Source organism: Microbacterium faecale, from assembly GCF_014640975.1.
Lineage (GTDB): Bacteria > Actinomycetota > Actinomycetes > Actinomycetales > Microbacteriaceae > Microbacterium > Microbacterium faecale.
This window is the reverse complement of the sequence record NZ_BMHO01000001.1, coordinates 1,869,487-1,884,512: the sequence shown is the minus strand read 5'-3', so window position 1 is coordinate 1,884,512 and position 15,026 is coordinate 1,869,487. Positions and strand designations below refer to the sequence as shown.

The 15,026-nt window shown below is 70.3% G+C and carries 13 protein-coding genes; 7 read left to right on the top strand and 6 right to left on the bottom strand.

Annotation, left to right across the window (positions count from 1 at the left end):
* The first annotated feature begins 1 nt into the window (after window position 1).
* From IEW87_RS08890 to IEW87_RS08880, 3 genes are read left to right on the top strand one after another with little or no spacing between them, the layout of a single operon-like run.
* Window positions 2–985 (top strand): ABC transporter permease, encoded by a 984-nt coding sequence (locus IEW87_RS08890; RefSeq protein ID WP_188711887.1) that lies wholly within the window; start codon window positions 2–4, stop codon window positions 983–985.
* Window positions 982–1,812 carry an ABC transporter permease gene (locus IEW87_RS08885; RefSeq protein WP_188711886.1) on the top strand — a complete coding sequence of 277 codons (831 nt, stop codon included), beginning with the start codon at window positions 982–984 and terminating at the stop codon, window positions 1,810–1,812. Before IEW87_RS08890 ends, IEW87_RS08885 begins: the two co-directional genes overlap by 4 nt.
* The gene (locus IEW87_RS08880; protein ID WP_188711885.1) at window positions 1,809–3,296 is read left to right on the top strand and encodes an ATP-binding cassette domain-containing protein; all 1,488 of its coding nucleotides are present in this window, start codon (window positions 1,809–1,811) and stop codon (window positions 3,294–3,296) included. Before IEW87_RS08885 ends, IEW87_RS08880 begins: the two co-directional genes overlap by 4 nt.
* On the opposite strand, the gene IEW87_RS08875 is transcribed toward IEW87_RS08880, so the two are convergent.
* From IEW87_RS08875 to IEW87_RS08860, 4 genes are read right to left on the bottom strand one after another with little or no spacing between them, the layout of a single operon-like run.
* Window positions 3,297–3,797, bottom strand: a complete 501-nt coding sequence (locus tag IEW87_RS08875) for a DUF2004 domain-containing protein (RefSeq protein WP_188711884.1) — start codon at window positions 3,795–3,797, stop codon at window positions 3,297–3,299.
* A 39-nt stretch (window positions 3,798–3,836) separates the two neighbouring features.
* Complete coding sequence (gene ftsY / locus IEW87_RS08870) at window positions 3,837–4,706, bottom strand: signal recognition particle-docking protein FtsY (RefSeq protein WP_188711883.1); 870 nt, start codon at window positions 4,704–4,706, stop codon at window positions 3,837–3,839.
* 10 nt (window positions 4,707–4,716) lie between these two features.
* Complete coding sequence (locus IEW87_RS08865) at window positions 4,717–5,883, bottom strand: class I SAM-dependent methyltransferase (protein WP_188711882.1); 1,167 nt, start codon at window positions 5,881–5,883, stop codon at window positions 4,717–4,719.
* Window positions 5,880–9,545, bottom strand: a complete 3,666-nt coding sequence (locus IEW87_RS08860) for an AAA family ATPase (protein ID WP_188711881.1) — start codon at window positions 9,543–9,545, stop codon at window positions 5,880–5,882. Before IEW87_RS08860 ends, IEW87_RS08865 begins: the two co-directional genes overlap by 4 nt.
* 496 nt (window positions 9,546–10,041) lie before the next feature.
* Here IEW87_RS08860 and IEW87_RS08855 point away from each other — a divergent pair, with 496 nt between their 5' ends.
* From IEW87_RS08855 to cofD, 3 genes are all read left to right on the top strand, one after another.
* Window positions 10,042–10,332 (top strand): hypothetical protein, encoded by a 291-nt coding sequence (locus tag IEW87_RS08855; protein ID WP_188711880.1) that lies wholly within the window; start codon window positions 10,042–10,044, stop codon window positions 10,330–10,332.
* Between the two features lie 16 nt (window positions 10,333–10,348).
* A complete protein-coding gene (locus IEW87_RS08850; protein ID WP_188711879.1) occupies window positions 10,349–11,425 on the top strand; it encodes a GNAT family N-acetyltransferase in 1,077 nt (358 codons plus the stop codon).
* Window positions 11,426–11,518: 93 nt separating this feature from the next.
* The gene (cofD, locus tag IEW87_RS08845) at window positions 11,519–12,484 is read left to right on the top strand and encodes a 2-phospho-L-lactate transferase (RefSeq protein ID WP_188711878.1); all 966 of its coding nucleotides are present in this window, start codon (window positions 11,519–11,521) and stop codon (window positions 12,482–12,484) included.
* Between the two features lie 121 nt (window positions 12,485–12,605).
* On the opposite strand, the gene IEW87_RS08840 is transcribed toward cofD, so the two are convergent.
* Entirely contained in the window at window positions 12,606–13,175 is a 570-nt protein-coding gene (locus IEW87_RS08840) for a GNAT family N-acetyltransferase (protein ID WP_188711877.1), read from the bottom strand.
* A 64-nt stretch (window positions 13,176–13,239) separates the two neighbouring features.
* Here IEW87_RS08840 and IEW87_RS08835 point away from each other — a divergent pair, with 64 nt between their 5' ends.
* Complete coding sequence (locus IEW87_RS08835; RefSeq protein WP_229731051.1) at window positions 13,240–14,331, top strand: NAD(P)-binding domain-containing protein; 1,092 nt, start codon at window positions 13,240–13,242, stop codon at window positions 14,329–14,331.
* 37 nt (window positions 14,332–14,368) lie between these two features.
* Here IEW87_RS08835 and IEW87_RS08830 read toward each other — a convergent pair whose 3' ends face one another.
* A complete protein-coding gene (locus tag IEW87_RS08830) occupies window positions 14,369–14,950 on the bottom strand; it encodes a PadR family transcriptional regulator (RefSeq protein ID WP_188711875.1) in 582 nt (193 codons plus the stop codon).
* Window positions 14,951–15,026 lie beyond the last annotated feature (76 nt).

Genomic DNA, 15,026 nt, shown 5'->3' with positions numbered 1-15,026 from the left:
GATGACGACGCTGAAGTGGCTCGCGGCGAAGCTCGCCGCGGCCATCGGCGTCGTCTGGCTCGTCGCGACACTCGTTTTCTTCGCCCTGCGTGCGTCCGGGGATCCGCTCGAGGCGATTCTCGGCGGCCCCGGCTCGCAGGCGAGCGAGGAGTCCGTGCGCGCGGCCGTCGAGGCCTACGCGCTCGATCAGCCGTTGGTGTCGCAGTACCTCCTGCAGCTGCGTGATATCGCGACGCTGCAGCTCGGCGACTCGTTCGCCCGACGCCAGCCGGTCGCCGACCTGCTGTGGGCTGCCCTGCCGTCCACCCTGTTGCTCGCCGCGATCGCCCTCGTGCTGGCGTGGATCCTCGCCGTCGCGGGCGCCGTCGTGCAGTCCGTGTCGCGCGGGCGCTTCGGGCGCGCGGTCGGATCCGTGATGCGCGCGCTGGAAGTGGTGGCGAGTGTGGTCCCGCAGTTCTGGCTCGGCGCCGTGCTCATCATGATCTTCGCCTCGAGCGCCGGCTGGCTTCCCGCGACCAGCACCGGGAACGACCCCGCTTCGCTCGCGATGCCCGTCGTCACGCTGGCCATCCCGATCGCCGGCTTCCTGTCGCAGGTCTCGCGCGACGCGCTCGATACGGCGGATATCGCGCCGTTCGCGACCTCGGCGCGTGCGCGCGGCGCCAGCGAGCTGCGGGTCCTGCTGCGCCACACCCTTCGGCACGCGAGCCTGCCGGCGATCTCGCTGTCGGGCTGGGCGTTCGGCAGCCTCCTCAGCGGGGCGGTCGTCGTCGAGGTGCTGTTCGCCCGTCCGGGCCTCGGACGCCTGCTGCAGCAGGCCGCACTCGCCCGCGATGTCCCCGTCGTCATCGGCGCGGTTGTCATCGTCGCGCTCATGTACGTCGTCGTCGTGATCGCGACCGACGCGCTCGAGCTCGTCGTGGATCCCCGCCTGCGTCGCGCCGCTCGCGCCCGCCGCGCGCCGGACGTGGCGGTGGGATCATGAGACCAGTCCCTCGCGTCCGCCACGCCGCGGCCGCGCTCGGCGCCCCCGGGATCACCGCCGCGGTCGTCGTGCTCGCGCTCGGCGTCTCGATCATTGCCCCCGGGCTCATCGCGCCGGGGGATCCCCTCGGCATCTCCCCTGCCGACGGCTTCCGACCACCCAGCCTCGCCCATCCGTTCGGGACCGACGAGTCGGGCAGAGATGTCCTCACCCGCGTCGTGCACGGCGCCGGGGCGTCGGCGGGGATCGGCATCGCCGCCACCGCAATCGGCATCGGGCTCGGCGTCGTCATCGGCTTCGCCTCCGGCCTCGGCCCGCGGCTCGTCGACCAGGCGCTCACCCGCGTCGTCGAGGTGCTCTACGCCCTGCCGACACTGGTCATGGCGCTACTCTTCGTTGCCGTGCTCGGCGCCGGCCCGACCAGCTCCGTCCTCGCGGTCGGGCTGGCGACCGCGCCCGGGTACGCCCGCGTCATCCGCGCGCGGGTGCGCCAGGTCGCGATGAGCGACTACGTCGCCTACGCCCGCCACGAAGGACTCTCCGCACCGCGCGCGTTCGTTCGCCACGTGCTACCCAACACGCTCTGGCCACTCGCCGCTCTCGTCACACTCGGCGTCGGACAGGCGATCGTGTGGGTCTCCGCCCTGAGCTTCCTCGGCCTCGGGGCCGAGCCGCCGTCGCCCGAGTGGGGCTCGATGCTGAACGCCGGACGGGTGTACCTCGCGACCGCGTGGTGGATGACGTTCTTCCCCGGGCTCGCGATCATCGTCACGGCGACCGCACTCACCGCCCTCGGCCGGGCGCTATCGAAGGGGTCGACGTCATGACGCTCATGAGCCTGCGCGGGCTCGACGTCGATCTGCCGGGTTCGGGTCGCGTCCTCGAGGACGTCTCGCTCGACATCGCTCCCGGCGAGATCCTCGCGATCGTTGGCGAATCCGGCGCCGGCAAGTCGGTCCTGGCGCGCACGCTGCTCGGTCTCACGCAGGCGGATCCGTTCGCCCGCGTGCACGCCGACGAGCTCACCTTCGACGGCACGGATCTGCGCTCCGCTCGGCCGCGTCGGTGGCGGCAGCTGCGCGGATCCGACATCGGCCTCGTGCTGCAGGACGCCCTGCAGTCCCTCGACCCGCTGCGGACCGTCGCAGCCGAGGTCGGGGAGCCCCTCGCGATCCGCGGCGTCCGGAGGCGCGAGCGCCGCCGTCAGGTGATCGAGGCGCTGGAACGGGCCGGACTGCCGGATGCAGAGGCGCTGCTCGGCCGTCGATCCGGCGAACTGTCCGGAGGGATGCGGCAGCGCGTGCTCATCGCGTCCGCGATCGTCGGCGGCGCGCGGATGCTCATCGCGGACGAACCGACGACGGCGCTCGACGCGACCGTGGCGGCGCGCGTGCTCGACCTGTTGCGCGGCCTCGCAGATGACGGCGCGGGGGTCCTGTTCATCACCCACGACCTGCTGGCCGCCCGCCGCATCGCCGACCGCGTCCTGGTGCTCGACGCGGGCCGCGCGATCGAGACCGGCTCTGCCGGATCCGTGCTGACGTCGCCGTCGCACCCCGTCACGCGCGCCCTCCTCGCCGCCCTTCCGACGGCGGCGGCACCACGCGACGCCCCGCCCGCAGATCACGGCACGGGCGTGGGAATCGAGGCGCGCGATGTGGTGCGACGGTACGGTCGCGTGACCGCCCTCGACGGCGTCAGCGTGCGCCTGACGGCGGGCCGGACCCTCGGGGTCGTCGGCGAGTCGGGCTCGGGGAAGTCCACGCTCGCGCGCGTGCTGATCGGCGCGGAGCGGCCCGACGCCGGATCCGTTCACCGCTCGGGCGAGCCGCGGGTGCGTCTCGTTCCGCAGGATCCGCTCGGATCGTTCGATCCGCGGCGCACCGTCGGCCGCATCCTCCGCGACGCGCGAGCGGACAGCGCTCCGCGTCCGGCGGAGCTGCTCGAACGCGTGGGCCTCGACGCCGGAATGCTCGACCGCCTCCCCGCTCGACTCTCGGGCGGGCAGCGCCAACGCGTCGCCATCGCGCGGGCGCTCGCGGCCATGCCGGAGGTCCTCGTGTGCGACGAGCCCGTCTCGGCGCTCGACGTCACGACGCAGGCCGGAATCCTCGCCCTGCTGCGCGACCTGCAGACGCGTGACGGCCTCGCCATGGTCTTCATCTCGCACGATCTCGCCGTCGTTCGCGGCATGGCCGATCACGTCGCGGTGATGCGAGACGGCCGCGTCGTCGAGGAGGGCCCCACTGACCGCGTGTACGCGGATCCACAGCACCCGTTCACGCGGGAACTGATCGCCGCGGCGGGATGATCAGTCGGCGTTCGTGACCGACTGCACCGTGCCGTCACCCGCGAAGTTGACGAGAAGCACGTCGTCGGTCTCATCCGGGTCCAGCGCGTACTCGAGCACCGCGAACGGATCCGAACCATCGTGCTCGTCGGCCAGGATCGTCATGCTCATCAGCTCGAGCGACCGAATGACGTCGACCGGCGCGTCGCCGGAGACGTCGACGAGGATGTCGTCAAGCTCGTCGCCGTAGCGCTTCGTCATCTCGAGGATGAACTCCGTCACGTCGCTCGCGCGGTTGTCGACCTCCGCGAGCATGGCGTGGCGCGCGCGACGATCGATCTCCTCGATCGACGTCACGAGCGACGCCGCGGCGTCGAGCGCGTCGAGCGTGACATCGTCCTGATCCGGCGCGGTGAGATCGACCGTGACGCGCATGTCCCCCAGGTCGACGTTCTCGCTCCAGAAGATCGCGCCGTCGGGGCCCGTCTCGAGCAGCCCGAAGTAGTCGTGTTCGATCGCCATACGCCCACTCAATCACGTCTCGGCGGGCGGCGGAACACTTCAGCCGACGAGCTGCGCGGCGAACGCGTGCGGCGTGAAACCCGCGAGGTCGCCGATGCCCTCGCCCTCGCCCAGCAGCTTCACGGGGATCCCCGTGCGTTCCTGGACGCTCAGCACGAACCCGCCCTTCGCGGATCCGTCGAGCTTCGTGATCACGAGGCCCGTCACGCCGGCGTGCTCGAGGAACGCCTCGGCCTGCATCACGCCGTTCTGGCCGGTCGTCGCGTCGAGCACGAGGAGCACCTCGCTGACGGGTGCCTGCTTCTCGATGACGCGGCGGACCTTCTGCAGCTCGTCCATCAGGCCGGCCTTCGTGTGCAGTCGGCCCGCCGTGTCGACGAGCACGATCTCGGTGCCGTGGGTCTTGGCGTGATCAATGGTCTGATAGGCGACCGACGCGGGGTCCTGCCCCTCGCGCTCGGGACGTACGATCGCCGCGTCCGCGCGTTCGGCCCACGTCGCGAGCTGCTCCACCGCCGCGGCGCGGAACGTGTCGGCCGCGCCGATCACGATCGATCGTCCGAAGCGCTTCAGGAAATGCGCGAACTTGCCGATCGTCGTCGTCTTGCCGACACCGTTGACGCCGACGACGAGCACCACCGCGGGGCGTTCGGTCAGTTTCAGGGTGGTGTCGAACTGGGCGAACCGCTCCTCGAGGCTCTCGACGAGCATGCGCTTGAGGTCTTTCGGATCCTCCGTGTGGAAGCGGGCGACCTTCTCGCGCAGGTCGTCGACGATCTGCTCGGTGATGTCCGGCCCGAAGTCGGCCGTGATCAGCGCGGTCTCGAGGTCCTCCCACGTGTCGTCGTCGATCGTCTCTTTCACGAACATGCCGCGCAACGCGCGGCCGAGGGACCACTTCTCCGCCATGTCGACCAGCCTACCGGCGCGTCGAGGCCGTGATCGTGAAGGTGCTGTTGCGCGCGATCTGTCGCGTCGGGCCGACCAGTCGCTCGAGCTGCGGGCGGTAGCGCAGGTGGCTATTCCAGACCGTCCACAGCTCGCCGCCCGGGCGCAGAGCTCGCGCCGCCTCGGCGAACAGGCGCGGCGCGATGCGGTCCGTGACCGCGTTTCCCGAATGGAACGGCGGGTTCAGCAGCACGAGATCGTGGGAGCCGTCTGGCTGCGCGGCGAGACCGTCGTCGCGCACGACCTGGACCCGATCCGTCACGCCGTTCGCCGCCATCGTGGCCCGCGCCGAGCTGACGGCGGCTGCGGAGCGATCGGTCGCGATGAGCCGGGCGCCGGGGCGCGCGCGAGCGTACGACGCGGAGATCGCGCCGGTGCCGCAGCCGAGATCGATCACGGATTCCGCATGCGGCATATCCTCGAGATGCGTCAGCAGGAAACGCGTGCCGATATCGAGGTCCGTTCCGGCGAAGGCGGCTCCGTGCGCCACGAGCTCGAGGCCGACATCGGCGTGATGGCGGCGGCGCGGCCACGGCTCCCCCGCGCCACGCACCGGCTCGGCCGCGTGCAGCGCGCGTGACTTCCCTACGCCGCGGCTGGCTCGCACCGACGCGAAGTGCATTCCCAATACCTCGTTCATCGTGCGCGTCATGTGCTTCACCCGTCCTCCCGCGATCACGCGCGCCGACGGGTCCGCGGCCTCGGCGACCACGCGCGCGATCTCGTCGAGCGCGTCGAGGCCGCGCGGCAGCTGCAACAGCACCGTCGTCGCATCCCGCGTGAGGGATGCGCCAAGGTCGTGCCAGGTCACGCGGCCGGTCAGCTCGATCCCGAGGCGCTCGGCGTTCTCCGCGAGTGCCCGTTCGCTCGTGAGGGGGTCCTGGTGCACGCGCACGCGGGCCGAGGGGTCTGCGACGAGGATCGGCAGCGTCAGGCCGCCGTAGCGATCACCGATGACGACCACGTCGTCCCCGAGCGGGAGCGTCTCGGCGAGGATCAGGCGGTCGCTGGCGTCGGCGGCGACGAGGTCGGGCGCCTCGAGATCGGGCGACCGACGCAGGCGGGGCGCGAGCTCGTCGAACGCGGCGAGCAGGGCGCCGCCCGTGGGCCCGGGCTGGAGATCGTCGGCGTCGCTCATGCGGTGGCGCGGTCGCCCACCCGCTGGCCGACGACCGCCGAGACGCCGTCCTGGCGCATCGAGACGCCGTACAGAGCGTCGGCGATCTCCATCGTGCGCTTCTGGTGCGTGATGACGATCAGCTGGCTGTTCTCCCGCAGCTTTTCGAACACGCCCAGCAGCCGGCCGAGGTTCGCATCGTCGAGCGCGGCCTCGACCTCGTCGAGAATATAGAAGGGGCTCGGGCGCGCCTTGAAGATCGCGGTGAGCAGAGCGACCGCGGCGAGCGACCGCTCGCCGCCGGAGAGCAGCGAGAGGCGCTCGATCTTCTTGCCGGCGGGCTTGACCGAGACCTCGATGCCGGTGGCGAGCATGTCGTGTGGGTCGGTGAGCGAGATGGATCCCGTGCCCCCGGGGAACAGGATCGGGAACACCTCCCCGAAGGCCTGCTTCGTGTCCTCGAACGCGTCCGCGAAGATCGTCTGCATCCGCTCATCGAGGTCGGCGATGATCGTCTGCAGGTCCTTGCGCGTCTGGGTGAGGTCGTCGAGCTGTTCCGTGAGGAACTTGTGTCGCTGTTCCAGCGCGTCGAATTCCTCAAGCGCGAGGGGGTTCACCCGGCCGAGCTGGCCCAGCTGGCGCTCCGCGGCGCGCAGGCGCTTCTCCTGCTGCGCGCGGTCGTACGGCACCGACTCGACCGCGGCGCCGGCGGGGTCCTCCGGCGCCTCGGAGCCATCCGGGGCGTCATCTTCTCCCGCCGGCGCCTCCTCAGGCGGGCCGAGATCGCCCGGAGCCGGCGCGTCCGTGCCGACGCGATCCGGTTCCCGCGTGACGTCCGGTTCGGTCGCCGGCGCGGCCGAGGTCTGTTCGGCGAGCACCTGATCGAGCGGCACCGGCTGATCCGGCCCGTACTCGGCGACGAGGATCTCCTCCCCCATCCCCAGCTCGGACTGCGCGCGCTCGGTGAGGCTCGTCAGGTGCAGCTTCTTCTCGTGGATCTGCAGTTCGAGGCCGTGAACGCTCTCGGTGAGCCGCGCGAGGCGCTCGCGGATCGAGGTGTCTCTCTCCCGCAGCTGGCGCAGCTCTCCCGACACGGCGCTGCGCGCGCGTTCCGCCTCACCGAGGGCCGCGCGCGCCTCCGCGACCGAGCGGTCGGCCGAATCAAGCACCGCCGGAAGCTCGTCGGCGACGGCCTGCGCGATCTCGCGCTGGCGCCTGCGCAGCACGGCGCGGCGCGCCGCCTGCGCCGCAGCCTCCTGCTCGCGCGTGCGCTGGCGTTCCAGGCCCGCGGCCTGCGCCTCCGCGGCCCGCACACGCTCGCGAGTCGTCTCGACCTCGAGGCGTGCGCCCATCTCGAGTTCGCGTGCCTTCTCGAGCTCCTCGAGCAGGCCGTCGCGCGATGACGCGTCGAGGATGGGGCGCGGTTCCTCGACCGCGCGCGTGAGCTCCTTCCGGGCCTGCGCGACACGCCCTTCGGAATCGGCAACCGCGGCACGAGCTTTGTCCAGATCCGCCGTCAAGCGCTCGCATTCCGCGATCGCCGCCTCACGACGCACCGTGACGCGGTTGACGTGTTCGGCTTGTTGCGCGAGCTGCGCGTCATGTTCGCGAAGCGACGCCAGCGCTTCCTTCTGCCGGCGTCTCGCCGCCTCGACGCGTTCCCGTCCGGCCGCGCGCTCGTCGTCGAGTGCCGCGAGGCCGTCGCGGATCCCGGCGAGGCGCGCGGAGGCGTCGTCTCGCTCGGCCTGCAACGCGAGTCGCGACGTGCCATCGCCGGATCCGGCGCGAATCGTTCGGGCGGTGACGACCTCGCCGACGCGGGTGACGATCGTCGCGTCGACGGGCACGCGCTCGGCGGCCTCGCGCGCCTGCTCGAGGTCCTCGGCGATCAGCACCGATCGCAGCAGCCCCATGACTCCGCTGGGGGCCTGGACGACGCCCGCGGCGGGCGCCAGCCCCGTCGCACCCGCCTCAACCGCGTCGCCCTCCGGGGCCTCGGCGATGACGACGTCGACCGCGCCGTCCTCGCCCGTCGACGACGCGACGTCGAATGCCGCGCTTCTGTCGTCGACGAGCACGCCTTCCGCGAGCGGCCCCAGCACCGCTTCGACAGCACGCTCGTAACCGGCGTCCACCTGCACGGACTCGCTCACGAGCCCGCGGACGCCCCGCCCACCGCGCGCGATGATCGCGCTGGCGGCGTTCTTGACGTCGAGGGCCGAGCTGAGCGCAGCGGTCTTCGCGGTCAAGGCATCCGCCTCGCGCTCCGCCTCCCGGTGGCGCTCGCGAACCTCCTCGTGGGCCTTCTCCGCAGCGCTGACCTCGCGTTGCGCCTGCTCGTACGCCGACTGAAGCTCAGCCGCAGCGGTCTCCCCCGCCTCGGCCGCCTCGAGCTGGTCGAACGCGTCCTGCGCTTCGCGCCGGCGCTCCTCGGCCGCGTCGAGTGCGGCCTGCTGCCGCACCACGCCTGCCCGCACGGCCTCGAGCGTCTGCTCCGCCGCCTCCGCGGATCCGCGCAACGTCGTCACCCGCATGTCGTACTCGCTCACGAGCGCGCTCTGCTCGGCGATGTCGGCGTCGAGTGCGTCGAGCTCGGCGCGGGCGTGGACGACCTCACGAGACGCGCCCTCGACGGCATCACGCGCCTCGATCACGATGTCCCCGAGCCGCGTGACCTCCTCGTGTGCGGCATCGATCGCCTGCTGCGAGACGGTCACGGGGTTTTCGCCTGCGTCGTCGTCGCTTCCGAGCAGCGAGAGCCGCTGGTTCGCAAGCGTGTAGAGCCCGCGGATCCGCTCCTGGACCTGCTCGAGACCGAACACCACGCGCTGCGCCTCGTCGACGGCCCGGGCGGTCTGTTCCCGCTCGAGGTGCGTGATTCGCGATCGGATGTCGGAGGCCTGTTCCTCGAGCGCGATGCGCTCCGTGTGTCGCTCCTGCTCGCCGCGGGCGTGCTCCGCGAGCTGGCGCCGCAGCTGTACGACGTCATCCGCGTACAGGCGCGCCTTCGCATCGCGCACGACCGCGGCGATCGTCTGCGCCTGCCGCGCGATCTCCGCTTGCCGGCCGAGCGGCTTGAGCTGTCGACGGATCTCCCCCGCCAGGTCGCTCAAGCGCATGAGGTTCTGCTCCATCGCATCGAGCTTGCGGAGCGTCTTTTCCTTGCGACGGCGGTGCTTGAGGATCCCCGCGGCCTCCTCGATGAAACCGCGACGCTCCTCGGGCGTCGCACGCAGCACGCTGTCGAGGCGGCCCTGACCCACGATGACGTGCATCTCACGCCCGAGTCCGGAATCGCTCAGCAGTTCCTGCACGTCCAGCAGACGACACGCCTCGCCGTTGATGGCGTACTCGCTCTGGCCGCTGCGGAACAGCGTGCGGCGAATGGAGACCTCGCTGTACTCGATCGGCAGTGCGCCGTCGGCATTGTCAATCGTGAGCTGCACTTCCGCGCGACCGAGGGGCCCGCGCGTCGCGGTGCCCGCGAAGATGACGTCCTCCATCTTTCCGCCACGGAGGGTCTTCGCCCCCTGCTCGCCCATGACCCAGGCCAGAGCGTCGACGACATTCGACTTCCCGGATCCGTTCGGACCGACGATCGCAGTCACGCCCGGTTCCAGGACGAAGGTGGTCGGTTGCGCGAACGACTTGAACCCCTTCACGGTGAGGCTCTTCAGGTGCACGTCGGTCTCCTTCCCTGTCGTCGCCTCGCGCGCGGATCCTTCGTCACACCCTATTCCGCACGCCCATCGCGACTCGGGAACGGCGCGGGACACGCCGATATCCGCGTGTCTGCTTGACGTGGAGCATTCTCTGCGCGTACTTTCAGACAGCACCTAGTCGATCCGGGTTCATCGCCCGCAGAGGTCCGAGAGGAGGAAGACCATGATGATTCGAAAGTCTCAGATCACGGCTTCCGTCCCCGCTCTGCGTCTGGCGCGACGAGGTTCGACAGGCGTCCGCATTACGGCTAATCGCTAGAACCGTTTTTGCTGCAGAGCCCAGGTTCGCGATCTGCCGTTCTCGCCGGTCCGTTCTGAGGACCCTTGGCGTCGTGATCGACGCCGATCTCCCCGGTTGAGCACCTCTACCGCTCACCATTTCCCCTCCCTGTCCCGGTCAACGGGATCCCTGTGTCCGCGATTGCGCGGATGCGTCCTTCACACACTGGAGTCCATTGTGAAACTGTCTGTTCCCACCCATCCCCCGAGTATCGAGCGGCCCGCCGAGCAGTCGGCCGTCGACACCGCCACGCAGATCCTGCAGCGCCGCGCACCGCGCACCGCGCTGCTGGATCGCCTGGCGATGAGCGTCGGGGTCGCGCTGCTGATCTGGGGCACGCGCCCCGACAGGCGTGCCGCGCCCGACGTCAGCGGATACCGCGTGGCCGGCAAGTCGCCGGACGCACGCCGGTCCGTTGATCGCACCCTGGCCGCTCACGGCCTTTCGCACCACCCCTTCGCTCGCTGAAAGGAGCAGAGCACCCATGACTCCGGACATCGCGCCGCTGGGGGTCCCCGCATCCGCCGATGATGCCGCGTGGTGCGCGTACGTCGACATCTTCAATGCCGCGTACGCGCACGACGCGGGCACGGACCTGCTGAGCTGGGACCGCGTGGACCTGCTGTCGCGCCTGCAGCGACAGGAGCATCAGGAGATTCACGCGTACGTCGCACGGGACGGCGGCGTCACGATCGGCGCCGCCTCCCTCGAGTTCGACCGCTCGACGAAGAACGACGTCGAGTTCATGGTGTCTGTGTATCCGGCGCACCACGGTCGAGGCGTCGACGACGCGCTGTACGAGCACCTCGAGCACGAGGCGCGTCGCCTCGGTCGTTCGGTCGCGATCGACTTCAAGGCGACGCCCGTCGACGGATCCGGGATGGACGACGCCGACGTGATTCGCCCGTCGTCCGGAATCGGCGGTGTGCCCCGCTCCGACGAGAACGCGAAGCTCCTCACCGCCCGTGGGTATGCCCTCGGCCAGGTGGAGCGTGCGAGCGCCTACTCGCGACGGTCGGATCCGGCGGTGCTGCGGACGCTTCTTGCCGACGCGCTCGCCCTGGCAGGACCCGACTACGAGCCTGTCTGGTGGTCCGGCCGCACGCCGAATGCGTATGTCGACGCCTATGCGTACGCCATCTCGCGCCTGTCGACGGATATCCCCGCGGGCGATCTCACGCTGGAGGAGCAGACGTGGGATGCCGCGCGTATCCGCGCCCGCGAGGACCGCGTCGACGAGACCGGTCAGGTCTGGAATGTCTCCGGGGTCGTGCACCGCCCGACCGGCAGGATCGTCGCATTCAATGAGCTGGTCGTCCCTGCCGACCGCACGCGGCCCACGGAAAACTACGGCACGCTCGCGCTCACGGAGCACCGCGGTCGACGCCTCGGCACCGTCGTGAAGTGCCTCGGCCTGCTCGGATGGCACGAGACGGTGACCGAATCGCCGTGTGTCTTCACCTTCAACGCCGAGGAGAACCGCCACATGCTCGACGTCAACGAGCGCGTGGGTTTCGTCCCCCGGTTCTGGGAGGGCGTGTGGCAGAAGCGCCTCGCCTAACGAATGGGTCGCCATAGTTTGCAGGCGGGAGGGCCCCGCAGCTGCAAACTATGGCGACCCTCATCGCGGGACGCCAACGGGTAGCGTGGATCCATGCGGATTGTCGTCATCGGCGGGGGTGTGGGGTGTGCGCGGTTCGTGCTCGGGCTGCGCGAGCACATTGCGCGGGACAGCTCTGATGACACCATCGACGTCGTCGTGAATACGGCCGACGACTGGTGGGTGTCGGGGCTGCGGATCGCGCCCGATCACGACAGCCTGCTCTATGCTCTCGCGGGCGTGAACGACACTGAACGTGGCTGGGGCCGTGCCGGAGAGACCGAACGCGTCTCCGCGGAGCTGGCCGCATGGGGCACGGCGCCTGACTGGTTCACGCTCGGCGATCTCGACCTCGGCACGCACATCGCCCGCACCGCGTGGCTGCGGGAGGGGGCCTCGGTCAGCGACGTCTACCGGCGCCTTGGATCCCGGTGGCCGCTCGGCGCGACCCTGCACCCCGCGACGGACGCGGAGATCGACACGCAGGTCGTCACCGACAGCGGGCGGATGCACTTCCAGGAATGGTGGGTCAGGCATCGCTCGCGGCTGCCGGCACGCCGGTTCAAGCAGAGCGACATCGAGCGCGCCTCGGTCACGTCGGGCGCCCGTGACGCGATCGAGAACGCCGACGTGATCCTCGTCGCCCCGTCGAACCCCGTCGTATCGATTGGTCCGGTTCTCGCGGTTCCGGGGATGCGCGGGCTCCTGAAAGACGCCGCCGCTCCGATCGTCGGCGTCTCCGGCATCATCGACGGATCCGTCGTGCGCGGAATGGCCGATGCCTGCCTGACCGCGATCGGTGTCGAGACCTCGGCGCGCGCGGTGGCGGAGCACTACGGCGCACGACGCGCGGGCGGGATCCTCGACGGCTGGCTCGTCGACGAGACCGACGCGGCCGCGACGGATCCGCTTACCGCTCTCGGCATCACTACGCGCGCCGTTCCGCTGTGGATGCGCGACCCGGACTCGTCCGCGCAGGTCGCCCGCGACACGCTCGCCCTCGCGCGCACGCTGCGCTGACCCCTCCCGCGACGCCCTCCTTCCGCGACGAGGCGCGCGAATGCGGGGCCCGCGATCTGGTTCGCGAGTGCCCTCCCGCCCTTTTCCACGTCCGTGAGGGCGAAATCGCACTCGCAGGGCGTCAGAGCGCGAGACGCATCAGCACGCGCGGGAAGCCGTTGAGAACCGAGTCGGTGGATGCAGCCTTCGTGAAGCCCGCCCGTTCAAACAGCTTGCGCGTGCCGACGTACGCCATCGTCAGATCGACACGCGCGTCGCCGTTATCGACCGGATAGGCCTCGATCGCCGGCGCTCCGCCGGTGCGCGCGTGCGCGACCGCGCCCTGAACGAGGGCATAGGTGATCCCCTGCTTTCGATAGCCGGGACGCACACGGAGACACCACAGTGACCAGACGTCGAGGTCATCGATGGCCGGTATCCGTCGGTTGTGCGCAAAGCTCGTGCGGGCGCGCGGGTGCACAGCCGCCCAGCCGACGGGCTCGCCGTCGCGGTAGGCGATCACACCCGGCGGCGGATCCTCGCCGCACAGCTCGCGAACACGCTCGGCGCGCGCTGGGCCCCGAAGGGCGTTGTTCTCTCTGCTTCGGAGACGATAGCTCAGGCAGAAACAGACGTTGGAGGTCGGTTTCTTCGGGCCGACGACGGCCGCGACGTCTTCGAACACGACCGCGGGGCGAACATCGATGTCCATAAGAGCAGGGTATGTGCCGTGGCCGGTGCGGAATAGTGCCGGTGCCTCGCGGGTTGGCCAGGATGTGACCACCTCCCGATTCGCCACCGTCGTCGTCATCGGTGGAGGTCAGGCGGGGCTCTCGGCGGCGCATCACCTCTCCCGGCGAGGGTTCGCCAGCGCTCTCGACCACTCGGAGGCTGATCGCTCGTTCGTCGTACTCGACGAGAACGACGCTCCGGGCGGCGCCTGGCAGCACCGGTGGGAATCACTCGTCGTGCCGAAGCTCAACGGCATTTTCGCGCTGCCCGGCATGCCACCGCCGGATACGCATCGACCCGACCCCAGCCGAGAGGCGGTACCGCGGTACTTCGCGGAGTTCGAACGACGCCACGGGCTACCCATCGTGCGTCCCGTACGGGTCGAGCGGGTCGACTACGCAGACGACGAGGAGGACGGCGACCTTCTCGTCCGCACGCGCGACACGCTCTGGCGCACGCGCGCGGTCATCAACGCCACGGGCACGTGGAACGCGCCGGTCCTTCCCGTCTACCCGGGCGCCGACACATTCCTCGGCGAGCAGTTGCACACCCGCGACTACACGCGGCTCGAAGATTTCACCGACCGGCGGGTGGCGGTCGTCGGCGGCGGCATCTCCGCGGTGCAACTGCTCGAAGAGATCTCCCGCGTCGCCGACACGTTCTGGTACACCCGCCGCGAACCCGTGTTCATCGAGGGCGACTTCGAGCCCGAGACGACCGGACGCGACACGATCGAGAAGGTGACCGCCGACGCGGAGGCCGGGCGGCCAACCGGCAGCATCGTGAGCTACACGGGCCTGAACTGGAGCCCGGCGGCGCGCGCCGCGCACGACCGCGGCGCGCTCGATCGACGACCAATGTTCACGCGCATCGAGCCCGAGGGCGTCCGCGAAGCGGACGGATCCCTCACCCCCATCGACACGATCCTCTGGGCGACGGGGTTTCGCGCCGACATCCGACACCTGGATCCGCTCTACCTCGTGAACGAGATCGGCGGGGTGACGATGCGCGGCACGCAGGTCTTCGGCGAACCGCGCGTGCACCTCATCGGCTTCGGGCCCTCGCAGTCGACCGTCGGTGCGAATCGCGCCGGGCGTGAGGCAGTGGCACAACTCGTGCGCGATCTCGCGATCTGAACGGCGAGGACCAACTCCGTCAGCGCGAGCGGCTGTCTCACTCCGCGGTTGAGCCGTTGGCGGCACCGTCCACATCGATGCGCTCGGGCAGGAGCGCCAGCCAGTCGACCATCGCCTGTTCGTAACGGATCCCGAGATCAAGGACCGCGAGCGTGAAGTCGTCCACCCCGGGGATCTCGACGCCCCGCGCGGCTGCGTCTTCCGCTGCCGCGCGCTCCGCGAAGTAGGACTCGAGTGCCGTGGAGTGCTCGGCGTGCGCGTCACGAATGAGCGCGGCGATCTGCTCCGCCGACAGGAAGCGTCCGAAGCGCAGGCGCAGGAGGAGCGGATAGCGGATGACTTCCCGCTGGGGCTCTGTCGCCAACCACTCCTGGAACGCCGCGCGGCCGTCGCCGGTGAGGCTGTAGGGACGCCGATCGCGCGCGCCCGCACGCCCGGCCTCGATCAGTCCGCGCTCCGACAGCGTTTTGAGCTCGCGATAGACCTGGCTGCGCGTGAGGCTCCAGAACGCGCCGATCTCGTCTTCGGCCTTCGCGACGAGATCCCACCCGCTCAGCGGACCGTCGTGCAGCATCCCGAGCAGGGACGCAGCGGTCGTGTTCAGCGGCTTGTCGGTCACGGTCCCCCTCGAGTTCTGCTGCGTTCACGTCGATCTTAGCGCTTGACACTCCACTGTGGACGGTCAATACTTTTCA

Bases quoted from the DNA above. Each gene is read 5' to 3' on its own strand.
- IEW87_RS08890 (WP_188711887.1), top strand. From the start codon at position 2: ATGACGACGCTGAAGTGGCTCGCGGCGAAGCTCGCCGCGGCCATCGGC.
- IEW87_RS08885 (WP_188711886.1), top strand. From the start codon at position 982: ATGAGACCAGTCCCTCGCGTCCGCCACGCCGCGGCCGCGCTCGGCGCC.
- IEW87_RS08880 (WP_188711885.1), top strand. From the start codon at position 1,809: ATGACGCTCATGAGCCTGCGCGGGCTCGACGTCGATCTGCCGGGTTCG.
- IEW87_RS08875 (WP_188711884.1), bottom strand. From the start codon at position 3,797: ATGGCGATCGAACACGACTACTTCGGGCTGCTCGAGACGGGCCCCGAC.
- ftsY (WP_188711883.1), bottom strand. From the start codon at position 4,706: ATGGCGGAGAAGTGGTCCCTCGGCCGCGCGTTGCGCGGCATGTTCGTG.
- IEW87_RS08865 (WP_188711882.1), bottom strand. From the start codon at position 5,883: ATGAGCGACGCCGACGATCTCCAGCCCGGGCCCACGGGCGGCGCCCTG.
- IEW87_RS08850 (WP_188711879.1), top strand. From the start codon at position 10,349: ATGACTCCGGACATCGCGCCGCTGGGGGTCCCCGCATCCGCCGATGAT.
- cofD (WP_188711878.1), top strand. From the start codon at position 11,519: ATGCGGATTGTCGTCATCGGCGGGGGTGTGGGGTGTGCGCGGTTCGTG.
- IEW87_RS08840 (WP_188711877.1), bottom strand. From the start codon at position 13,175: ATGGACATCGATGTTCGCCCCGCGGTCGTGTTCGAAGACGTCGCGGCC.